The following is a 21,057-nucleotide window of genomic DNA, read 5'->3' as shown; positions in this document are numbered from 1 at the left end:
ACACGGTGGCCGGCGACAAGCAAGCGGAGACGACGACGGTGCCCGCCGAGGCACGGGAGAAGCACGCGCGCCTCGCGGAGCAGATCGAGGAGCACCGCTTCCGCTACTACGTGAAGGACGCTCCCGTCGTCAGCGACGCGGAGTTCGACCAGCTGCTGCGTTCCCTGGAGGCACTGGAGGAGGAGCACCCCGAGCTGCGCACGCCGGACTCGCCGACCCAGAAGGTCTCCGGGTCCTACGAGACGGAGTTCACGGCGGTCGAGCACCGCCAGCGCATGCTCTCCCTCGACAACACGTTCAACGACGAGGAGATGGCCGCCTGGACGGAGCGCATCGCCAGGGAACTGGGCGAGCAGGAGTACCACTTCCTGTGCGAGCTGAAGGTCGACGGCCTCGCCGTGAACCTCACCTACGAGCACGGCCGCCTCACCCGCGCGGCCACCCGCGGTGACGGCCGCACCGGCGAGGACATCACCCCGAACGTGCGGACGATCGCGGAGATCCCCGACCGCCTCAAGGGCGACGCCGTCCCCGACCTGGTGGAGATCCGCGGCGAGGTCTACTTCCCGATGGAGAAGTTCCAGGAGCTCAACGCCCGCCTGGTCGAGGCCGGCGACAAGCCCTTCGCCAACCCGCGCAACGCGGCGGCCGGTTCACTGCGCCAGAAGGACCCGCGCGTCACCGCCACCCGGCCCCTGCACATGGTGGTACACGGCATCGGCGCCCTGGAGGGCTTCACCGGCCTGACCCGCCTCTCCCAGGCCTACGACCTGCTGGAAACCTGGGGTCTGCCCACCTCCCGGCACAACAAGGTGGTCGACGGACTGGAGGGCATCCGCGAGTTCATCGCCTACTTCGGCGAGAACCGCCACTCGGTCGAGCACGAGATCGACGGCGTGGTCGTCAAGCTCGACCAGATCCCCCTCCAGGGCCGCCTCGGCTCCACCTCGCGCGCCCCCCGCTGGGCGATCGCGTACAAGTACGCGCCGGAGGAGGTCAACACCAAGCTCGTCAACATCCGCGTGGGCGTGGGCCGCACCGGCCGCGTCACCCCCTACGCCCAGGTCGAACCGGTCACGGTCGCGGGCTCCGAGGTGGAGTTCGCCACGCTGCACAACCAGGACGTGGTCAAGGCCAAGGGCGTCCTCATCGGGGACACGGTCGTGCTGCGCAAGGCCGGTGACGTCATCCCGGAGATCCTCGGCCCCGTCGCCGACCTGCGCGACGGCAGCGAACGCGAGTTCGTGATGCCGAGCGAGTGCCCCGAGTGCGGCACGGCGCTGCGGCCCATGAAGGAGGGCGACGTCGACCTGCGCTGCCCCAACGCCCGCACCTGCCCGGCCCAGTTGCGCGAGCGCCTGTTCTACCTCGCCGGCCGCAAGGCTCTGGACATCGAGCACTTCGGCTACGTCGCCGCGGCCGCCCTCACCGCCCCGCTGGAGCCGGAGACCCCGCCCCTGGTCGACGAGGGCGACCTCTTCGACCTCACCATCGAGCAGCTGCTGCCCATCAAGGCGTACGTCCTCGATCCGGACAGCGGCCTGCCCAAGCGCGACCCGAAGACCGGCGAGGAGAAGATCGCCACGATCTTCGCGAACCAGCAGGGCGAGCCCCGCAAGAACGCCGTCGCCATGCTGGAGAACATCGCGGCGGCCAAGGAGCGCCCCTTGGCCCGCGTCATCACCAGCCTGTCGATCCGTCATGTCGGGCCCGTCGCCGCCGAGGCACTGGCCCGCGAGTTCCGCTCGATCGAGCGCATCGACCAGGCCACGGAGGAGGAGCTGGCGGTCACCGAGGGCGTCGGCCCGACCATCGCCGCCTCCCTCAAGCAGTGGTTCGCCGAGGACTGGCACCGCGACATCATCCGCAAGTGGAAGGCCGCAGGCGTCCGCATGGAGGCCGAGAGCACCGGCGAGGACGAGGGGCCGCGCCCGCTCGAAGGCCTCACCGTCGTCGTCACCGGCACGCTCGAACACTTCACGCGGGACGGCGCCAAGGAGGCGCTGCAGAGCCGCGGAGCGAAGGTGACCGGCTCGGTCTCGAAGAAGACGTCGTTCGTCGTGGTCGGTGACAGCCCCGGATCGAAGTACGACAAGGCGATGCAGCTGAAGGTTCCGGTTCTGAACGAAGTCGGGTTCGGCGTCCTGCTGGAGCAGGGACCGGACGCGGCGGCCGAAGTCGCCCTTTCGGCCGAGGAGTAGCGGTTGAAGGCCACCCGTTCGGCGCATACCAGATGCATACGGGTGGCCGGGGCGCATTCGGGCAACCGTCCGCGACCGCTGCCCCTGGAAGCCTTCAGCGGCCTACTGTTGAGATGTGCGCCTGCCGTGCCCAGATGCGGTCGGGGCATCTTCGTGCTCGGGCAGGGCGCGGGGAAGGGTTTTCGGGCGCGGGCCGTTGAGGGTTGTCGGGCACCGGGCCGCGGGGCGTGGGCACCGCCGGCTGTGAGAGGGACGGGAATGAAACCGACCGAGAGCGCCGTGCCGGGCTCACGGCTGCACTTGCGCCGCATGGCGGTCGCATGGCGTGCGGTCCGTGATGCCGTGCGGCCGGCGGGGCGTCCGGGCGCGGAGGTGCGCGCCGTCGGACAGTACACCCCGGACGGGCGCGGCGGTGGAGGGCGCGCCGCGGACGGCCCCGGGGCACAACCGACCATCGAACACACCACCGGGCCGGCCGGCGCGCATCCGGACGAGGACGGCGAACGGCACCAGTCCTGGCCCGCGTTGCCCGCGGCCGTCGTCGCGGCGGCCGGGTTCGTCCTGGGCGCGGGTTTCTACCGCGCCTTCACCGACGGCCACGCGCTCTTCCCGGCGGGCACGGCCGGCTGGTCGCTGGCCGTGCTGACCGGCATCATCGTCGGTCACCTCGTCATGCTGGGCCGCTCCCGCTGGTGGGGCGGCACCGGCTCGGGCGCCGCCCTCACCCTCGCCGTGCTGCTGCTCTACGGCTGGGTTCCGGCCGGCATGGTCAGCCTCACGGTCGTCGTGCTGGTCGGCACGGCCCGCCGCAACCGCTGGCGCCAGGGCGTGCTGCACGGAGCTGTCGACCTCCTCGGCATCGGCGCCGGCGCGCTCGTGCTGGCCGTCTTCGGCACCGTGCCCTCCGTCGAGTCCCCGGCGGAGCCCGCAGCCTGGACACTCGCGACCGCGCCCCAGGTGGTCCTCGTCGCCGTCGCCTACCTGATGGTCACCCGCGTCCTGCTCTGGTACCTGCACGCCCCGCGTCCCGGCTTGCCCACCGTCGCCCGCACCGCCCTGGTCAGACAAGGCCTGGTCGCGGTCGCGCTGCTGGGGATCGCGCCGCTGGTCTGCGTGGTCGCCGTGGCCAAGCCCATCCTGCTGCCGCTGTTCTCCATCCCCCTGATCGCCCTGGACTCCACCCTGTGGATAGCCCGGGCCCGGGCGGAGGAGCAGCTGCGCGACCCGCTGACCGGGCTGCCCAACCGTCAGTGGTTGCTGGAGCGCATCTGGACCGCGCTGGACGACGCGGAGCGGATCGACGCCCGAGCCGCCCTGATGCTGATCGACCTCGACCGGTTCCGGTCGGTCAACGACACGCTCGGTCATCTCGCCGGTGACCGGCTGCTGCTGCAGATCGCCGACCGGCTGCGGGTGGCACTGCCGCGCGGGGCGGAGGCCGCCCGGCTCGGCGGGGACGAGTTCGCCGTCTTACTGCCCGTCGCCGACTCCACGACCTCCGCGACCCGCATCGCCCGCAACCTCGTGGCCGCCCTCAGCTCCCCCCTCGACCTCGACGGCCTCACGCTCGTCCTGGAGGCCAGCGCCGGGGTAGCCGTCTTCCCCGACCACGCCCTGGACGCCGAAGGGCTGCTGCGACGGGCGGACGTGGCGATGTACCAGGCGAAGCGGGACCGCACCGGCGTCGAGGTCTACGAGTCCAAGCGCGACTCCAACACCCCCGACCGCCTCGGTCTGCTGGGCGATCTGCGCCGCGCCCTCGACGCGCACGAGGTACATCTGCACTATCAGCCCAAGGTCCGCTTCGACGGGCAGGTCGCGGGCCTGGAGGCGCTGGTCCGCTGGGTGCATCCCGAGCGGGGCAAGGTGCCGCCGGACGAGTTCATAGCGATCGCCGAGTCCTCGGGTCTGATGCCCCACCTCACCGAGTACGTGCTGGAGACCGCGCTCGGCCAGGTGGCCCGCTGGCGGGACCAGGGTCTGTTCGTCCCGGTCGCGGTGAACGTCTCCCCGCGTGATGTGCACACCCCCGGCTTCGCCGGCTCCGTCGCCGCCCGGCTGGCCCGGCACGGCGTCCCTGCGGGAGCGCTCCAACTGGAGATCACGGAGCACGTGCTCCTGGAGGACCCGCAGCGTGCCGCCGACACCCTCAACCAGCTGACCGCGCACGGCGTGAAGATGTCGCTCGACGACTTCGGCACGGGCTACTCCTCGCTCGTGCACCTGCGCCGGCTGCCGGTGAGCGAGCTGAAGATCGACCGTTCGTTCGTGGCCCGGCTGGCGGTCGACGCCGAGGACGCGGAGATCGTGCGCTGCACGGTCGACCTCGCCCACTCCCTCGGCCTGCTCGTCGTCGCCGAGGGCGTCGAGGACGACGAGACCTGGGAGCGCCTGCGCGACCTCGGCTGCGACGCCGTCCAGGGCTGGCTGGTCGCTGCGGCGATGCCCCCGGAGGAGACCACGGCGTGGCTGCGGGCGCGGGGCCCCCGGGGGTGGCAGCGGCCGCGCGCCGCACTGCCCGCGGCGACGGCCGACGAATGACGAACAGGGACGAATAGGGCCGTACTCCCGCTGTTCCGCTCGCCCGCTGCGCCACTGCTGGGGTCACACGGACGGCGGGCCCGCCGGAGCACGGCCGCCGACCTGCCGGCCCGGTTCCCCTCGGGCGAGGGCTCAGCTCGTGCCGGGCGGCACGAAGTGGCCGATCAGCGGCGCCGGCCGTTGCTCGTGTGCCTCCTCCGGCAGCCGCCCGCTGCGCATCAGGGTCACCAGCCCGTGCAGCCCGGCCCAGTACGTCTCCGTCAGCGTCCCGGCACTCGTACCGCTCGCGACACGTGATCGTGCCGCGCCACGGCGGTACGAAGGCGGTGGCCTTCGGGATCCACTTCGACCACCACGGACGTCGTCCTGATCAGCGCCGTACTGCTCTTCGCGGTCTGAGTGCGCCCCGAGCACGCGGGCACGGCCAGGGTGAGGGCGGCGGTCTCGCAGCGGATGCGGACGGTCAGCAGCTCCCCCGGGACGCCAAACCGTTTCACGGGCACGGCCCCGCGCCCCATAGGATTGGGCCAAACCACATTCACTCACCCCAGAGGATCGCTGCATGCCTGGCATCACGCGCGAGGAGGTCGCCCACCTCGCCCGGCTGGCGCGTCTGGAGCTGAAGCCCGAAGAGCTCGAGCACTTCGCGGGACAGCTGGACGACATCATCGGCGCGGTCGCACGCGTCAGTGAGGTCGCCGACCAAGACGTACCGCCGACCTCGCACCCGCTCCCGCTGACGAACGTCATGCGCAAGGACGAGGTCCGTCCGTCGCTCACCCCCGAGCAGGCGCTCTCCGGCGCCCCGGCCCAGGAGCAGCAGCGTTTCAAGGTGCCGCAGATCCTGGGGGAGGACTAACAGCCATGACGGACATCATCAAGCTCACGGCCGCCGAGACCGCCGCGAAGATCGCCTCCGGCGAGCTCACCGCGGTGCAGGTCACCGAGGCCCACCTCGCCCGCATCGAGGCCGTCGACGAGAAGGTGCACGCCTTCCTGCACGTCGACCGAGAGGGCGCCCTGGCCCAGGCCCGCGCCGTCGACGAGAAGCGCGAACGCGGTGAGAAGCTCGGCCCGCTGGCCGGCGTCCCCCTCGCGCTGAAGGACATCTTCACCACCGAGGGCATCCCGACCACCGTCGGCTCCAAGATCCTCGAGGGCTGGATCCCGCCGTACGACGCGACCGTCACCCAGCGCCTGAAGGCCGCCGACGTCGTGATCCTCGGCAAGACCAACATGGACGAGTTCGCCATGGGGTCCTCCACCGAGAACAGCGCGTACGGCCCGACCGGCAACCCCTGGGACCTGACCAAGATCCCCGGCGGCTCCGGAGGCGGCTCGTCCGCCGCGCTGGCCTCCTTCCAGGCGCCGCTGGCCATCGGTACCGACACCGGCGGCTCCATCCGCCAGCCGGCCGCCGTCACCGGCACGGTCGGTGTGAAGCCGACGTACGGCGCGGTCTCCCGCTACGGCATGGTCGCCTTCTCCTCCTCCCTCGACCAGGGCGGCCCCTGTGCCCGCACGGTCCTGGACGCGGCCCTGCTGCACGAGGTCATCGCCGGGCACGACCCGCTCGACTCGACCTCCATCGACGAGCCCGTCCCGGCGGTCGTCGAGGCCGCCCGCAACGGCAGCGTCGAAGGCATGCGCGTCGGCGTCGTCAAGCAGTTCCGCGGCGAGGGCTACCAGGCCGGCGTCATCCAGCGGTTCGACGAGTCCGTCGCGCTGCTCAAGGAACTGGGCGCCGAGATCGTCGAGCTGGACTGCCCGTCCTTCGACCTGGCGCTGTCGGCGTACTACCTGATCGCCCCCTCGGAGTGCTCCTCCAACCTCGCCCGCTTCGACGGCCTGCGCTACGGCCTGCGGACCGGCGACGACGGCACGCACTCCGCCGAGGAGGTCACCTCCCTCACCCGCGAGGCGGGCTTCGGCCCCGAGGTCAAGCGCCGCATCATGCTCGGCACGTACGCCCTGTCGAGCGGCTACTACGACGCCTACTACGGCAGCGCCCAGAAGGTCCGCACGCTCATCAAGCGGGACTTCGACACGGCGTTCGAGCAGGTCGACGTGATCGTCTCCCCGACCACCCCGACCACCGCCTTCGCGATCGGCGAGCGCGCCGACGACCCGATGGCGATGTACCTCGCCGACCTGTGCACCATCCCGACCAACCTGGCGGGCAACGCGGCCATGTCGCTGCCGTGCGGCCTCGCCCCGGAGGACAACCTCCCGGTCGGCCTGCAGATCATCGCCCCCGTCATGAAGGACGACCGCCTGTACAAGGTGGGTGCCGCCGTCGAGGCCGCCTTCGTGGAAAAGTGGGGCCACCCGCTGATCGAGGAGGCTCCGTCGCTGTGAGCGCACTGTCCAAGGCCAAGGGCTTCAAGAAGTCCAAGTCCGGGCTGTACATCTCGATGGCCACGTCGGCGTTCGGCGCCGTCGGGGTCTACAAGCAGATCAAGAAGGCCCGCGGAGACAACGACACGCTGCGGCTGCTCGACGCCGTCGTGACCGGAGCCGCGGTCGTCACCAACCTGGCCATTCTCTATCGCGAGCTCAAGCAGCTGGGCGACGACGACGTTCTGCTGGGCTGAGAGGGAAGTACTCACCGTGACCACCACGACCGACCTGGTGTCGTACGAGGACGCACTCGCGTCGTACGACCCCGTCATGGGCCTCGAGGTCCATGTCGAACTCGGCACCAAGACCAAGATGTTCTGCGGCTGTTCGACCGCCCTCGGCCAGGACGCCAACACGCAGACCTGCCCGGTCTGCCTCGGCCTGCCCGGCGCGCTCCCGGTCGTCAACGCGACCGGCGTCGAATCCGCGATCAAGATCGGCCTCGCTCTCAACTGCGAGATCGCCGAGTGGTGCCGCTTCGCCCGGAAGAACTACTTCTATCCGGACATGCCGAAGAACTTCCAGACCTCCCAGTACGACGAGCCGATCGCCTTCAACGGCTACCTCGACGTGCAGCTGGAGGACGGCGAGACCTTCCGCGTGGAGATCGAGCGCGCCCACATGGAGGAGGACACCGGCAAGTCGACGCACGTCGGCGGTGCCACCGGCCGCATCCACGGCGCCTCGCACTCGCTGCTGGACTACAACCGCGCCGGCATCCCGCTCATCGAGATCGTCACCAAGCCGATCGAGGGCGCCGGCGAGCGTGCCCCCGAGGTCGCCCGGGCCTACGTCCGTGAGCTGCGCGAGCTCATCAAGGCGCTCGGCGTCTCCGAGGCCCGGATGGAGATGGGCCAGATGCGCTGCGACGTGAACCTGTCGCTGCGCCCGCACGGCACCGAGAAGTTCGGCACCCGCTCGGAGACGAAGAACGTCAACTCGCTGCGGTCCGTCGAGCGCGCGGCCCGCTTCGAGATCCAGCGGCACGCGGCCGTGCTGTCGTCCGGCGGCACGATCATCCAGGAGACCCGCCACTTCCACGAGGACACGGGGTCCACGACCTCGGGCCGGGTGAAGGAGGAGGCCGAGGACTACCGGTACTTCCCGGAGCCCGACCTCGTCCCGGTGGCCCCGTCCCGTGAGTGGGTCGAGGAGATCCGGGCCTCCCTGCCCGAGCTGCCGCTGGTCCGCCGCAACCGGCTCCGCGAGGAGTGGGGCGTCTCGGCCGTCGACATGCAGGCCATCCTCAACGCCGGTGCGCTGGAGCCCATCGTCGCCACGATCGAGGCCGGGGCCGACGCCGCCTCCGCCCGCAAGTGGTGGATGGGCGAGCTGGCCCGCAGCGCCAACGAGTCGGGCAAGGCGCTCGACGAGCTGGCGATCACGCCGGCGCAGGTCGCCCGGGTCACCGAGCTCGTCGCGAAGGGCGACCTGAACGACAAGCTGGCCCGGCAGGTCATCGAGGGCGTCCTCGCGGGCGAGGGCACCCCGGACGAGGTCGTCGACAAGCGCGGTCTGAAGGTCGTCTCCGACGAGGGCGCCCTGACCGCCGCCGTCGAAGAGGCCATCGCCGGCAACCCGGGCGTCGCGGACAAGATCCGTGGCGGCAAGGTGGCTGCGGCCGGTGCCCTGGTCGGCGCGGTCATGAAGGCCACGCGCGGACAGGCCGACGCGGCGCGCGTCAAGGAGCTCATCCTGGAGAAGCTGGGCGTCAGCGAGGGCTGAGCACCGCGGACCCGACAGAGGGGGATGCACCGTACCCGGTGCATCCCCCTCGTCATTCACTCAACGGCTGCGTCCCACCACCCGGACGAAGCCCAGCGTCTCGCCGCGGTCGAGGCGCAGCATCTCGGCGCACCGTCCGGCCATCCGGACGTGCCACTCGTCGGTGTGTTCCTCGGCCACGACCTCGCACCAGCGCAGCCAGTCGCGCCAGCCGTCCTGAAGCCAGTCGGCCGTCTCGACCTCCACGGCACCGCTGCGCGTCCAGTGGCGCCGCCACCAGGCCGCCGTGTGGAAGCACCAGAACCCGGGCTCCCAGTACGGCTTGAGGTGCTCCGGGGGCTCGGCGCCGTCGATCTCCTCCCGCAGCGCCGGCATCACGACTCCGATCCGCCCGCCCGGCTTCAGCAGCCGGGTCAGAGTGGGCAGGTAGAGGTCGTCGGTGCCGAAGTACTGGTACGCGTCGATGCTCACGATCGCGTCGAAGGTGCCCTCGCCGAACGGCAGGTCGTGCGCCTCGGCGAACACGGGCAGGACGCGGTCGGCGACGCCCGCCTCGGCGATGCGCCCGGCGTTCTCGTCGGGCTTGATCCACAGGTCGGCGGCGACGACCTGGGCGCCGTACTCCCTGGCGAGGAAGACCGACGTCATGGCACGGCCGCAGCCCAGGTCGAGCACGCGGGAGCCGGGGCTCAGGGTGTCGAGCCCGAGGGCGGGGGCCAGCCACTCCAGCAGCCACAGCGCGTGCGGGCCCATCTGGTTGTCGATGGTCCAGCGGGCGTCGTAGCCGTTGCTGCGGGGGTAGCGGGGGTGGCTCACACGGTCAGTGAGGGGGGCGTTCGAGGTCCGGGAAGTGATGTCCGGCATCGGTGAACGGGCTCCTTGAGTCCTTGAGGAAGAACGGGGATGCGGAGGAGCTCGGTCGGACCGTCAAACAACGCACCTGCTTCGGCCGGGCGGCGAGCGGCCGCGGGCGTTTCCTCGGACCGGCCGACGCTAACAGCCCGCCCGTCGGCCCCGCATCCGGGTTTCCCGCCCGGCGCGCTACCGTCTCGGCCATGAGTGGACGTCCTGATTCCGACACCGATCCCGAGAGCGCGGACTCGGAGGCGGCCGCCGGGCAGGACGGGACCGACGACCCGGCCGAGGCCGAGGAGGCCGCGCGCCGGGCCCGCTGGACGGCGGCGGGCACCGGCGTCGCACTGACCCTGGCCGGTCTCGCCGCGGCGCTGCTCCGCCTCACCCGCTCCGCTCCGGCGCTCGTCCCGGCCGCCTACGCCGGCGGGGCCGCCGTATGTGCCGCCGCCGCCGTGCTGGGCTCCCGCGGCCGCACCCGGCGCGCCCTGTGGTTGCTGATCGCGGGCGTGATGGCGATGGCGCTGGGGGATCAGTTCGACTGAGCCCGGCCGCTGTGAATAACCCCACGAAACCGACAAATGATCTCGTCGGTTTGTCAGAGTGGCAGCGCATTGCTCATGCGTTCTTTGCTGGCCGTTCAGTTCATCTACGACTGTTCCCGGTCAAAGATCCACACAAGGCAACCCCGGGAGCACGTTTCGTGGCAGCCCTCGCACGCTGGTGTGTCCAGCGCCGTCTGCTCAGCGTCCTGCTGTGGCTCCTCGCGTTCGCGGGGGTCGCCGCGGGCGCCGCGGTCGCCGGCACCACGTACTCGAACGACTACCAGGTCCCCGGCACCGAGTCGGGCCGCGCCACCGAACTGCTGCACGAGGGCTTCCCGCGGCTCGGTGGCGACAGCGACACCGTCGTCTGGCACGCCACGTCCGGCAGCGTCCGCGCCGCCGACGTCGAGCAGACGATGACCCGCACCCTGGACCGGATCGAGAACCTCCCCGGCGTGGCCTCGGTCACCAGCCCCTACGACGGGCCGGGCACGGGCCGCATCAGCGAGGACGGCCGCACGGCGTACGCCTCGGTCACCTTCGACGACCAGGCCGAGGACATCGCCAAGGGCGAGGCACAGGCCGTCGTCGACACCGCGAAGAGCGCCGAGACCGACGGGCTCCGGGTGGAGCTGGGCGGCAGCGCCGTCGCGCTCACCGAGTCCTCCGGCGGGCACGTCGCCGAGATCGTCGGCGTGATCGTCGCCGCGGTGGTGCTGTTCCTCGCCTTCGGCTCGCTCGCCGCGTCCCTGCTGCCCATCGCCACCGCCCTGGTCGGCGTCGGCACCGCCTACGCCGGGATCGTGCTGCTCGGGCACGCCATGACCGTCGCCGACTTCGCCCCCATGCTGGGCATGCTCGTCGGGCTCGGCGTGGGCATCGACTACGCGCTGTTCATCGTCACCCGGCACCGGCGCGGGCTGAAACGCGGGCTGTCCGTCACCGAGGCCGCCACGAACGCCGTCGCGACCACGGGACGGGCGGTCGTCTTCGCGGGTGCCACCGTTTGCATCGCCCTGCTGGGCATGCTGATCCTCCGGCTGAGCTTCCTCAACGGCGTCGCCGTCGCGGCCAGCCTCACCGTGATCCTCACCGTCGCCGCCTCCGTGACCCTGCTGCCCGCACTCCTGTCCTTCATAGGCATGCGCGCGCTCAGCCGCCGTGAGCGCCGCCGCCTCGCGGAGCACGGCCCCGAACCCGAGGTGCCCACCGGCTTCGCGGCCCGCTGGTCGGCCTTCGTGGAACGCCACCCCAAGGTGCTCGGCGCGGTCGCCCTGGTCGTCATGGCCGTTCTCGCGCTGCCCACCTTCTCCCTGCACCTGGGCACCTCCGACCAGGGCAACGGCCCGAAGACGGCGACCACCCGCCAGGCCTACGACCTTCTCGCCGACGGCTTCGGCCCCGGCGTGAACGGCCCGCTCACCCTCGTCACGAAGGTCGGCGGCGCCGACGACAAGCTCGCCCTGGACAATCTCGACGGCACCCTGCGCGCCACCGACGGCGTCGCCTCGGTGACCCCGGTGACGTTCGACTCCGGCGGCCGGACCGCGTACCTGACCGTCGTACCGGAGTCCTCCCCGCAGTCGGAGCAGACCAGCGACCTCGTCGACCGGCTGCGCGGCGAGGTGCTGCCGCGCGCCGAGTCGGGTACGGCACTCGATGTCCAGGTGGGCGGCATGACGGCCGGTTACGACGACTTCGCCGACGTCATCGTCTCCAAGCTGCCCGTCTTCGTCGGGGTCGTCATCGGCCTGGGCTGCCTGCTGCTCCTGCTCGCCTTCCGGTCGATCGGCATCCCGCTGAAGGCCGCCGCGATGAACGTCGCCGCCGTGGCCTCCGCCTTCGGGGTGGTGGTCGCGATCTTCCAGTGGGGCTGGGGCAGCGAACTGCTCGGCCTGGGCAGCGCGGGGCCTATCGAGCCCTTCCTGCCCGTGATCATGGTGTCGGTGCTCTTCGGCCTCTCCATGGACTACCAGGTCTTCCTGGTCAGCCGGATGTACGAGGAGTGGCTGGAGACCGGTGACAACCGGCGGGCCGTGCGCGTCGGCCTCGCCGAGACCAGCCGGGTGATCAACTCGGCAGCGGTCATCATGATCTCCGTCTTCCTGGCCTTCGTGCTCAGCGGCGACCGGGTGATCGCCATGTTCGGCATCGCCCTGGCCGCAGCCGTCGCCCTGGACGCCTTCGTCCTGCGCACGCTCCTCGTCCCGGCCCTGATGCACCTGCTCGGCGGCGCCAACTGGTGGCTGCCCCGCTGGCTGGACAAGCGCATGCCGCGCCTCAGCATCGAGCCGCCCGAGAGCCGCGCCGCCCATGAGAGGCTGGCCGCCGCGACGGACGCCGAGGTGGCGGACGTCCTGGCGGAGGAGGAGCGGCAGCGGGATGTACGCGATATCCCTGGGTGACGACGCCGAGCTGAAGCCCCTGGAGCCCTGGCACGCCGGGGAGTTCCTGGCGCACCTGGAGCGGGGACGGGAGTTCATCGGGCAGTACATCCCGTTCGGGACGACCGAGACGGACCTGCCCTCGGCCCGCGCGAAGCTCCAGCGCTACGCGGACATGCGCGCCGCCGACACGGGCTCCCTGCACGGCATGTGGCTGGAGGGGACCCTGGTGGGCGGGGTGCTGTTCCTGAACTTCGACGCGTCGACCGGCAACTGCGAGGTCGGCTGCTGGCTGGAGCCCGCCGCGACGGGCAGGGGTCTGGTCACGCGCGCGATGCGGGTCCTCATCGACTGGGCCGTCGAGGAACGCGGCATCCACCGCGTCGAGTGGGTCGCCGCCTCCCTCAATCGGCCGAGCCTGAACGTGGCGCGCCGACTCGGTATGACCCGCGACGGTGTGCGACGCGAGGCCCACCCCTATGGTGGCGTACGGCACGATCTCGAAGTCTGGTCCGTGCTGGCGCCCGAGTGGCGCGCCGCACGCGCGCGTGCGGTTCACAACGATCATTAAGAGACTTCTCAGACAGCGACCCTACGGTGCGAGACATGGCAACGAAGACAGTGGACGAGACCGAGGCCACCAAGGCCACGACCGATGAGAAGGCGGTGGACACCACCGGGTCCGACGAGGTGCCCCAGACCGAGGTCCCGGCCGCGGCCGACGACGTGCCGGCCAAGGAGGAGAACCCCTCCGGCGTCGGCCAGGGCGCCGCCGCCGTGGTCTCGGCCGCGCTGGGCGTCGTCTCGCTCACCGGCAGCTGGATCGGCACCGTCGCCTCCGCGCGCCAGAACCTCGTCGGCCAGCTGGAGACCGCGCAGAACGCGGGCGTGGCCCAGCAGATCCAGGCGGTCTACGGCGACGCCTGGCAGACCACCGCCCTGTGGGGCGGCCTGTTCGCGCTGATCGCGCTGGTCGTCGGCGTCGTGACGCTGGCCCGGCCCGCGTTCGGCACGCCGGGCAGGGTCCAGGCCCCCTGGATCAAGTCCGTCGCCTGGGCGGGAGTCGCGCTCGGCGTCATCGGCCTGTTCCTGGCCGTCCTCAAGTACACCGGCATCCTGCTCGGACTGCCGTCCGCGAGCTGAGCGCCCGAGAGCCGAGAGCCCGCAGGCCCTGAGGGGTCTTAGGCGGTTCCGTGAGCACCTTACGGAGTCCCTGAGGCCCCTCAGCCGCGTCTAAGGCACCGAGCGCCGCCGAAGATGCGGAACTCTCCCGATGTGGCGGCCCCGCCTGGGAGACGAGAGTGAGGTCATCGCGGAAAACCTTCCGTGACCCGCCTCTCCTCGAAGGACACACCATGTACGAGTACGAGCTCCAGCAGATACGCACCTCCGACCTCATCCGCCGGGCCGACCACGCACGTCTGGTCCGCGAGGCCGCCCGGGCCCGCCGCGCGGCCCGCCAGGAAGGAGGCGGGGACTCCGCCGAGCACGAGAGCCATAGCCGCCGTTTCCGCCGGCTCCGGTCTGCCCGGGCGGCGTGAACGCCGGGGCGGGACCGGCCGCCGCGGTGGCCGTCCGGGGAGCAGCGGTCGTCGTTCGCAGAGGAACGGCGGCCGCTGCTCCGGCCGTTCGGCGGAAAACCGGTCCCACGCCGTCGGACCCGCATGCGATGCTCGGACCTGTGGAGACCCAGTCCGTCAGCCCCGTGTTCGTCGGCCGTGCCGAGGAACTGGGCACGCTGTACGACGCCCTCGCACGCGCCTGCGAGGGCGAGCCGCAGGCGCTGCTCATCGGCGGGGAGGCCGGGGTCGGCAAGACCCGCCTCGTCGAGGAGTTCGCCGCCGCCGCCCGCCACCGCGGGGCGGTGGTCGCACTCGGCGGGTGCGTGGAGATCGGCGCCGACGGGCTGCCCTTCGCCCCCTTCTCCACCGCGCTGCGCGCCCTGCGCCGCGAACTCCCCGGCGAGCTGGCCGCCGCTTCCGCCGGCCAGGAGGAGGAGCTGGCCCGTCTGCTGCCCGAACTGGGCGAGTCGCGGGCCGGGCGGCACGACGAGGACGGCATGGCCCGCCTCTTCGAACTCACCGCACGCCTGCTGGAGCGCGTCGCCGCCGAGCACACCGTCGTCCTCGCCCTGGAGGACCTGCACTGGGCCGACGCCTCCACCCGCCATCTGCTCTCCTACCTCGTCCGCACCCTGCGCACCGGCCGCCTCCTCGTCCTCGCCACCTACCGCTCCGACGACATCCACCGCCGCCACCCGCTCAGGCCCCTGCTCGCCGAACTCGACCGGCTCCGCACGATCCGCCGCCTCGAACTCGCCCGCTTCAATCGCGACGAGGTGGGCCGCCAGGTCGCCGGCATCCTCGCCCACGAACCCCGGCCGGACCAGGTCGACGCGATCTTCCAGCGCTCCGACGGCAACGCCTTCTTCGTCGAGGAACTCGCCGTCGCCGACCACGAGGGCTGCCGGACGGGCCTGACCGACTCCCTGCGCGATCTGCTGCTCGTCCGTGTCGAGGGGCTGCCGGAATCCGCCCAGCAGGTCGCCCGGATCGTCGCCGAGGGCGGCTCCACCGTCGAGTACCGGCTGCTGGCCGCCGTCGCCCGGCTCGCCGAGGACGATCTCATCGAGGCACTGCGGGCCGCCGTGAACGCGAGCATCCTCGCCCCCGCCCCCGGCGGCGACGGCTACCGCTTCCGCCACTCCCTGGTCCGCGAGGCCGTCAGCGACGACCTGCTCCCCGGCGAACGCTCCCGCCTCAACCGCCGCTACGCCGAAGCCCTGGAGACCGACCCGTCCCTCGTCCCCGCCGACCAGCGGGCGACCCGCCTGGCCAGCTACTGGTACCACGCCCACGACGCCGCCAAGGCCCTGCCCGTCGTCCTCGAAGCCTCCGTCGAGGCCCGCCGCCGCCACGCCTACTCCGAGCAACTCCGGCTGCTGGAGAGGGCGATGGAACTGTGGGACTCCGCTCCCGAGGCCGTACGCGCCACCCTGCGCCCCGTCGACTACACCGAGGTCTATCCCCCCTGCGGCTGCGACCCCGCCACCACCGCGCTGCGCTACCTGGACCTGCTGGCCGAGGCGGCCGTGGCGGGACGGCTCTGCGGAGAACGCGAACGCGCCCTGAAGATCACCAAGCGCGCACTGCGCCTGCTGGAGGAAGAGGACGATCCTCGCCCAAGCTCTCAACTGCGTTCGAGCAGGGGAGACCCCCAGCGCGCCGCCTGGTTCTGGATCCAGCGCTCCCGGCTGGTCCAGCGGCTCGCCCGGGGCGACGGCTGGCAGGAGATCGCCACCGCGCGGGAGCTGGTCCGCGGCCTGCCGCCGTCCGAGGTGCACGCCGAGGTGCTGGCCACCGCCGCCCACTGGTCGATGCTCCGTGAACCCGGCCCGGAGGCACTGACGGCCGCCGAGCGGGCCGTCGAGTACGCGCGCATGGTGGGCGCCGACGAGATCGAGTCCAACGCCCGCCTCACCCTCGGCGGTCTCATGGTCGAGGCCGGGCAGATCGAAGCCGGGCTGGCCCACATGTACGAGGTCCGGGACGAAGTGGTGGCCCGTGGTCTCGCGGTCGTCGTGGGCCGCAGCCATGTGAACCTGCCCTCCACACTGGAGGGCATCGGGCGCTCCGAGGAGGCCGTGACCATCCTGCGCGAGGGCCTGCGGCTCACCTCCAGGATGGGACTGACCGAGTCCGAGGGCTGGGTCCGGGGCAACCTCGCCGAGTCGCTCATCTCCCTCGGCCGCTGGGACGAGGCCGCCGAGGCGGCCGTCAGCGCCCAGCGGCTGGGGCAGACGGCCGGGCCGTACGGGTCGGGTGCCGGCAGCCTGGCGTTCCTCGCCCTGGCCCGCGGTCAGGTGTCCGAGGCCGCCCGCCACCTCGCCGAGGCCCGCGCCTCCTACGGCCCGCACGACCCGATGCCGCAGTACGACCTGCCGATCTCCTGCCTCACCATTGCCGTCGCCGCCGCCGAGGGCCGCCTGGCCGACGCCCGGACCGAACTGGCCCGCACGCTCACCTCCGGCTTCCCGCTCGGCACCCAGCGCTACGCCTGGCCGCTGCTGCTCCAGGCGGCCACCGCCGAGGCCGACGCCCGGGCACTGCCCGCCGCCCGCGACGGCCGCGAGCAGGTCCTGGACGCCATCTTCTCCGCCGTCAAGCGCCTCACCACCCACGCCCCCGTCTGGCTCGCCCACGACCGGTGGGTCCGCGCCGAACTCCATCGCGCCGAGGGCCGGAGCACCCCGGCGACCTGGTCGGACGTGGTCACCGCCTTCGAACCCCTGGGCCGGCCCTACGACCTTGCCCGCGTCCGGTACCGCCTGGCCGAGTCCCTGCTGAAGGGCGGTGGCGAGGACGAGCGCGACCGTGCCACGGAACTGCTGCGGCTCGCCCACACCGTCGCCCGCCACCTCGGCGCCCGGCCGCTCGAGGACGCCGCCACCGCGCTCGCCCGGCGCGCCCGCCTCCCGCTCACGCCCGCCACGGAGCCCGGCCCCGCGCCGGCCGACCCCGCCGAGGCCCTCGGCCTCACCACCCGGGAACGGGACGTCCTGCGTCTGGTCGCCGCGGGCCACACCAACCGCCGCATAGCGGAGGAGCTGTTCATCTCACCCAAGACCGCGAGCGTGCACGTCTCGAACATCCTGGCAAAGCTCGGCGTCTCCGGGCGGGGCGAGGCGGCGGCGGTGGCGCACCGGATGGGGCTCTTCCCGGCCGAGATGGTCATGCCCGGTCCCACGGGGTGAGGCATACGCTGTGAGGGACGTCGCGGAACCCGCGGCCCAGGGAGGCACCGTTGTTCAACGCGTTCGAGGAACTGTTCTCGCCCGGGCGCAAGCACACCCGCGACGAGCAGAACCGCCTGGAACTGACCCGTGAGGACGTCGGGGACGGCGATCCCGGACGCGGACCGATAGATCTCTCGTCCGGGAAGGTCGTCGTACGCCCGCCTCAGGAGCACGAGGACGACGAGGACGGCGAGGGGGAGTAGCCCCCACGGTTCCCGGGGCTAGCGCACCCGCAGTTCCAGGATCCGGTCGTCGCCGTCCTTCGGGCTGCCCCGGCCGTCCGTGTTGCTGGTGACGAGCCAGAGCCGGTCGCCGCCCGCCGCGACGACCGTGCGCAGCCGCCCGTACTCGCCCTCCAGGAACGCCTGCGGCTCCGCCGAGGCCGCCGTGCCGTTCAGCGGGATGCGCCACAGCCGCTTGCCGCGCAGGCCGGCCATCCAGATCGACCCCTCGGCGTGGGCGATGCCGCTGGGGGAGGCCTCCGCCGTTGTCCACTGGTCGACCGGGTTGCGGTACCGCTCGTCGTCGGACCGGCCCTCGGCCTCCGGCCAGCCGTAGTTGTCGCCCGGCTTGATCGCGTTCAGCTCGTCCCAGGTGTCCTGCCCGAACTCCGAGGCGAACAGCCGCTGCTTGCCGTCCCAGGCCAGGCCCTGCACATTGCGGTGGCCGTAGGAGTACACCGGCGAGTCCGGGAACGGATTGCCCGGCGCCGGCTCGCCCTCCGGGGTCAGACGCAGGATCTTGCCGCCCACGGAGTCCTTGTCCTGGGACAGGCCCGTGTCGCCGCTCTCGCCGGTACCCACGTACAGCATCTTGTCCGGGCCGAACGCGATACGCCCGCCGTTGTGGATGAAGCCCTTGGGGATGCCCTTGAAGACCGTGTCGGGAGCGCCGAGCTGTTCGCCGGAGGGCTTCTGCCCGTCGTAGATCATGCGGACGATGCGGTTGTCGGACGCCGAGGTGAAGTACGCGTAGACCATGCGGTCCGAGGCGTAGTCGGGGGACAGGGCGATGCCGAGCAGGCCGCCCTCGCCGGCCGCCGAGACCCCCGGCACCTCGCCCAGTTCGGTCTTCTTGCCGGTCTTCTCGTCGACCCGGACGATCGTCCCGTCGTCCCGGGAGGCGACGAGGAGGCCGCCGCCCGGCAGCGGAGCGAGACCCCAGGGGGAGTTCAGGCCCTCGGCGACGGTGCGCACCACCTTCACCGAGCCCTGGGCGGGAGGTGTCTCCTCGGCGGCCTGCCGCGGCGGTGCGGACGACCCCGGCGCCGTACGGCTCGGGGAGGCGCTGTCGTCCTTGCCGGACGGGCCTCCTTCGTCGGAGGAGCAACCGGCCGTCAGCAGGAGCGCGGCGGCGGCCAGCACGGCCGGGACGGCTCGACGTTGCACGATCATGGTCCCTTCGACGGGGCGGGTCCTTCTCCCTGTCATACACCGCTCGAGGCTCGAGGGTTCCCGATCGCGGAATGCCGTGGCGGGAACACGGGGTTTGCCCGAAACGCGCCGGGGTGCAGGCCCGTTCTCAGTCCCACGAGCCCTGGGCCGGCGGCAGCGCGGCTATCTCCCTGAGATCGTCCGGGGTCAGGCGCACGTCCGTCGCCGCCGTGTTCTCCGTGACCCAGCGCTCCTGCTTCGTGCCGGGGACCGGGACCACGTGCGGGCCCTGGGCCAGCACCCACGCGAGGGCGACCTGGGCGGGCGTGACGCCCGTGCCGTGCCGGCGGGCCACGCGGCGCAGGCCCGCGACGAACGGCTGGTTCGCGGCCATCATCTCGGCCGTGAAACGGGGGTGCCGGGCGCGCGGGTCGTCCGCCTCGAAGCCCGCGCCGGGGCGCAGCCTGCCGGTCAGGAAGCCGTTGCCCAGCGGCATCGCGGCGAGGAGACCGACGCCCCGCGTCCGGCACCACGGCAGCAGGGCCTCCAGCGCCTCCGGTGACCACACCGACAGCTCCGCCTCCACCGCGCTCACCGGGAAGACCTGCTGCACGCGCTCCAGCTGCCGGATCGTTCCGTCGTGCAGCCGGGCCCCGGCACGGCGACCGGCCCGCGCGCCCACCGCACACAGGCCCAACGCCCGTACCTTCCCGGCCTGGACGAGCTCCGCCATGGCGCCCCAGGTCTCCTCGACCGGCACCTCGGGGTCGGCCCGGTGCAGCTGGTAGAGGTCGATGACGTCCGTCTGCAGCCGCCGCAGCGACGCGTCGCAGGCCCGCTTCACATACCCGGGGCGGCCGTTGGCGACGATGTGCTGGTCGCCCACGAGCAGCCCGACCTTCGTCGACACGAACGCGTCGGACCGTCGCTCCTTCAACACCCGCCCCAGCAGCAGCTCGTTGGTGAAGGGGCCGTACATGTCGGCCGTGTCCAGCAGGGACGCGCCCAGGTCGAGCGCCCGGTGCACCGCCCTGAGCGACTCGTCGCCGCGCCGCCGCGAGGCGCTGTAGGCCCAGCTCATCGGCATGCACCCGAGTCCGACGGCCCCCACCGCGAGCGCCGCCGCGCCGATCGTCCTGCGCTCCACCTGGTCGTGACCCTCCCTGTTCGAGCCACCCCAACCTAACCTCTGCCGTCACACCCTCCTGACATAGCCTCCAGAGCATGACTGCTGACGTGTGGCTGCCCATCCCGCCGGACGAGATCGACGGACTCCCCGAGGGCCCGGACTACCGTTTCTGGAACGGCGAGGAGGAGTTCCCCGCGGACCCGGCCGACTGCGCCTTCTACGTCGTCCCCTACATGAGGCCCAGCCCGCTGTGCGTACGTCCCATGGGGCGGATGAGCAACATCCGGGTCGTGCAGACCCTCTCCGCCGGGATCGACCACGTGGAGCCGGGGCTCGCGCAGCTGCCCGCGGGTGTGCGGCTGTGCAATGCGCGGGGGGTGCACGAGGCCAGCACCGGCGAGCTCACCCTCGCGCTGATCCTGGCCTCGCTGCGCGGGATTCCCGACTTCGTCCGCGCGCAGGACCGGGGGGAGTGGCTCGGCGGGTTCCGGCCCGCGCTCGCCGACAAGAACGTCCTCATCGTGGGATACGGCTCGATCGGCGAGGCCATCGAGGACCGGCTCGTTCCGTTCGAGGTGGCGCGGGTGGCGCGCGTCGCGCGCTCCGAGCGCACCACGGCGCGCGGTCCGGTGCATCCGCTCACCGACCTTCCCGCGCTGCTGCCGGAAGCGGACGTCGTGATCCTTTCCACCCCGCTCACCGAAGCCACCCGAGGCCTGGCCGGCGCCGACTTCCTGTCCCGGATGAAGGACGGCGCGCTCCTCGTCAACGTCGCCCGCGGCCCCGTCGTCGACACCAAGGCCCTGCTGGCCGAGCTGGAGACCGGCCGCATCACCGCAGCCCTCGACGTCACCGACCCGGAGCCGCTGGCGCGCGAACATCCGCTGTGGCGTGCGCCGGGGGTACTCATCAGCCCCCATGTCGGCGGCCCCACCTCCGCGTTCCTTCCGCGCGCCAAGCGGCTCCTGGTGGACCAGTTGAACCGCTATGTGAACCGGGAGCCGCTCCGCAACGTGATCCTCACGACGGGTGCATCAACCGACTGAGAGACCTTCGAGTACCGTCCGCAACCCCTCGGGTGCGGTGGGTACTCATATACCTATTGATCGTCA

Annotated in this window: 18 protein-coding genes and 1 pseudogene; 14 read left to right on the top strand and 5 right to left on the bottom strand. The window is 72.0% G+C overall.

The window, feature by feature from the left end; all coding sequences use genetic code 11:
- Positions 1–5: 5 nt before the first annotated feature.
- The gene (gene ligA / locus ACZ7EG_RS30090) at positions 6–2,201 is read left to right on the top strand and encodes an NAD-dependent DNA ligase LigA (protein WP_471085564.1); all 2,196 of its coding nucleotides are present in this window, start codon (positions 6–8) and stop codon (positions 2,199–2,201) included.
- Between the two features lie 258 nt (positions 2,202–2,459).
- Positions 2,460–4,742, top strand: a complete 2,283-nt coding sequence (locus tag ACZ7EG_RS30085) for a putative bifunctional diguanylate cyclase/phosphodiesterase (RefSeq protein ID WP_471085561.1) — start codon at positions 2,460–2,462, stop codon at positions 4,740–4,742.
- Positions 4,743–4,874: 132 nt separating this feature from the next.
- On the opposite strand, the pseudogene ACZ7EG_RS30080 reads toward ACZ7EG_RS30085, so the two are convergent.
- Both ACZ7EG_RS30080 and ACZ7EG_RS30075 read right to left on the bottom strand, forming a co-directional pair.
- Positions 4,875–5,009: pseudogene (locus tag ACZ7EG_RS30080) on the bottom strand (TetR family transcriptional regulator); the annotation flags it as partial.
- A complete protein-coding gene (locus tag ACZ7EG_RS30075) occupies positions 5,003–5,239 on the bottom strand; it encodes a hypothetical protein (RefSeq protein WP_471085738.1) in 237 nt (78 codons plus the stop codon). The gene ACZ7EG_RS30075 and the pseudogene ACZ7EG_RS30080, both read right to left, overlap by 7 nt.
- A gap of 65 nt (positions 5,240–5,304) precedes the next feature.
- Here ACZ7EG_RS30075 and gatC point away from each other — a divergent pair, with 65 nt between their 5' ends.
- The 4 genes from gatC to gatB are packed head-to-tail and all read left to right on the top strand — an operon-like array spanning position 5,305 to position 8,867.
- Positions 5,305–5,601, top strand: a complete 297-nt coding sequence (gatC, locus tag ACZ7EG_RS30070) for an Asp-tRNA(Asn)/Glu-tRNA(Gln) amidotransferase subunit GatC (protein ID WP_030851400.1) — start codon at positions 5,305–5,307, stop codon at positions 5,599–5,601.
- A gap of 5 nt (positions 5,602–5,606) precedes the next feature.
- Complete coding sequence (gene gatA, locus ACZ7EG_RS30065; RefSeq protein ID WP_471085558.1) at positions 5,607–7,100, top strand: Asp-tRNA(Asn)/Glu-tRNA(Gln) amidotransferase subunit GatA; 1,494 nt, start codon at positions 5,607–5,609, stop codon at positions 7,098–7,100.
- Positions 7,097–7,336 (top strand): hypothetical protein, encoded by a 240-nt coding sequence (locus tag ACZ7EG_RS30060; protein WP_030851407.1) that lies wholly within the window; start codon positions 7,097–7,099, stop codon positions 7,334–7,336. The genes gatA and ACZ7EG_RS30060 overlap by 4 nt, the downstream gene beginning before the upstream one ends.
- A gap of 16 nt (positions 7,337–7,352) precedes the next feature.
- A complete protein-coding gene (gatB, locus tag ACZ7EG_RS30055) occupies positions 7,353–8,867 on the top strand; it encodes an Asp-tRNA(Asn)/Glu-tRNA(Gln) amidotransferase subunit GatB (RefSeq protein WP_471085555.1) in 1,515 nt (504 codons plus the stop codon).
- 60 nt (positions 8,868–8,927) lie between these two features.
- Here the strand turns inward: gatB and ACZ7EG_RS30050 are convergent, their stop codons facing one another.
- Positions 8,928–9,731 (bottom strand): SAM-dependent methyltransferase, encoded by an 804-nt coding sequence (locus ACZ7EG_RS30050; RefSeq protein ID WP_471085552.1) that lies wholly within the window; start codon positions 9,729–9,731, stop codon positions 8,928–8,930.
- Positions 9,732–9,922: 191 nt separating this feature from the next.
- On the opposite strand from ACZ7EG_RS30050, the gene ACZ7EG_RS30045 reads away from it, so the two are divergent.
- From ACZ7EG_RS30045 to ACZ7EG_RS30015, 7 genes are all read left to right on the top strand, one after another.
- The gene (locus ACZ7EG_RS30045; protein ID WP_471085550.1) at positions 9,923–10,264 is read left to right on the top strand and encodes a hypothetical protein; all 342 of its coding nucleotides are present in this window, start codon (positions 9,923–9,925) and stop codon (positions 10,262–10,264) included.
- A gap of 158 nt (positions 10,265–10,422) precedes the next feature.
- Positions 10,423–12,669, top strand: coding sequence for an MMPL family transporter (locus tag ACZ7EG_RS30040; protein ID WP_471085548.1), 2,247 nt, complete (start codon positions 10,423–10,425; stop codon positions 12,667–12,669).
- Entirely contained in the window at positions 12,647–13,219 is a 573-nt protein-coding gene (locus tag ACZ7EG_RS30035) for a GNAT family N-acetyltransferase (RefSeq protein ID WP_471085545.1), read from the top strand. The genes ACZ7EG_RS30040 and ACZ7EG_RS30035 overlap by 23 nt, the downstream gene beginning before the upstream one ends.
- Positions 13,220–13,254: 35 nt before the next feature.
- Positions 13,255–13,791, top strand: a complete 537-nt coding sequence (locus ACZ7EG_RS30030; protein WP_471085542.1) for a hypothetical protein — start codon at positions 13,255–13,257, stop codon at positions 13,789–13,791.
- Between the two features lie 212 nt (positions 13,792–14,003).
- Positions 14,004–14,189, top strand: coding sequence for a hypothetical protein (locus ACZ7EG_RS30025; RefSeq protein WP_471085539.1), 186 nt, complete (start codon positions 14,004–14,006; stop codon positions 14,187–14,189).
- Positions 14,190–14,317: 128 nt separating this feature from the next.
- The gene (locus ACZ7EG_RS30020) at positions 14,318–17,401 is read left to right on the top strand and encodes a helix-turn-helix transcriptional regulator (protein WP_471085536.1); all 3,084 of its coding nucleotides are present in this window, start codon (positions 14,318–14,320) and stop codon (positions 17,399–17,401) included.
- Between the two features lie 50 nt (positions 17,402–17,451).
- The gene (locus ACZ7EG_RS30015; RefSeq protein WP_471085533.1) at positions 17,452–17,646 is read left to right on the top strand and encodes a DUF6191 domain-containing protein; all 195 of its coding nucleotides are present in this window, start codon (positions 17,452–17,454) and stop codon (positions 17,644–17,646) included.
- A gap of 18 nt (positions 17,647–17,664) precedes the next feature.
- On the opposite strand, the gene ACZ7EG_RS30010 is transcribed toward ACZ7EG_RS30015, so the two are convergent.
- Both ACZ7EG_RS30010 and ACZ7EG_RS30005 read right to left on the bottom strand, forming a co-directional pair.
- The gene (locus ACZ7EG_RS30010) at positions 17,665–18,837 is read right to left on the bottom strand and encodes a PQQ-dependent sugar dehydrogenase (RefSeq protein WP_471085530.1); all 1,173 of its coding nucleotides are present in this window, start codon (positions 18,835–18,837) and stop codon (positions 17,665–17,667) included.
- Between the two features lie 127 nt (positions 18,838–18,964).
- Positions 18,965–19,963 (bottom strand): aldo/keto reductase, encoded by a 999-nt coding sequence (locus ACZ7EG_RS30005; RefSeq protein WP_471085527.1) that lies wholly within the window; start codon positions 19,961–19,963, stop codon positions 18,965–18,967.
- Between the two features lie 77 nt (positions 19,964–20,040).
- On the opposite strand from ACZ7EG_RS30005, the gene ACZ7EG_RS30000 reads away from it, so the two are divergent.
- Positions 20,041–20,991 (top strand): 2-hydroxyacid dehydrogenase, encoded by a 951-nt coding sequence (locus tag ACZ7EG_RS30000; protein ID WP_471085524.1) that lies wholly within the window; start codon positions 20,041–20,043, stop codon positions 20,989–20,991.
- Positions 20,992–21,057: the final 66 nt, after the last annotated feature.

It is taken from the genome of Streptomyces sp. NPDC037100 (assembly GCF_055606225.1).
The sequence above is the reverse complement of the archived record's forward strand: the minus strand, read 5'-3'. Positions and strand labels throughout refer to the sequence as shown.

Excerpts from the sequence above, each read along its gene's own strand:
- ACZ7EG_RS30085 (WP_471085561.1), top strand. The coding sequence starts at position 2,460 with ATGAAACCGACCGAGAGCGCCGTGCCGGGCTCACGGCTGCACTTGCGC.
- gatC (WP_030851400.1), top strand. The coding sequence starts at position 5,305 with ATGCCTGGCATCACGCGCGAGGAGGTCGCCCACCTCGCCCGGCTGGCG.
- gatA (WP_471085558.1), top strand. The coding sequence starts at position 5,607 with ATGACGGACATCATCAAGCTCACGGCCGCCGAGACCGCCGCGAAGATC.
- ACZ7EG_RS30050 (WP_471085552.1), bottom strand. The coding sequence starts at position 9,731 with ATGCCGGACATCACTTCCCGGACCTCGAACGCCCCCCTCACTGACCGT.
- ACZ7EG_RS30045 (WP_471085550.1), top strand. The coding sequence starts at position 9,923 with ATGAGTGGACGTCCTGATTCCGACACCGATCCCGAGAGCGCGGACTCG.
- ACZ7EG_RS30035 (WP_471085545.1), top strand. The coding sequence starts at position 12,647 with ATGTACGCGATATCCCTGGGTGACGACGCCGAGCTGAAGCCCCTGGAG.
- ACZ7EG_RS30030 (WP_471085542.1), top strand. The coding sequence starts at position 13,255 with ATGGCAACGAAGACAGTGGACGAGACCGAGGCCACCAAGGCCACGACC.
- ACZ7EG_RS30025 (WP_471085539.1), top strand. The coding sequence starts at position 14,004 with ATGTACGAGTACGAGCTCCAGCAGATACGCACCTCCGACCTCATCCGC.
- ACZ7EG_RS30020 (WP_471085536.1), top strand. The coding sequence starts at position 14,318 with ATGCTCGGACCTGTGGAGACCCAGTCCGTCAGCCCCGTGTTCGTCGGC.
- ACZ7EG_RS30010 (WP_471085530.1), bottom strand. The coding sequence starts at position 18,837 with ATGATCGTGCAACGTCGAGCCGTCCCGGCCGTGCTGGCCGCCGCCGCG.
- ACZ7EG_RS30000 (WP_471085524.1), top strand. The coding sequence starts at position 20,041 with ATGACTGCTGACGTGTGGCTGCCCATCCCGCCGGACGAGATCGACGGA.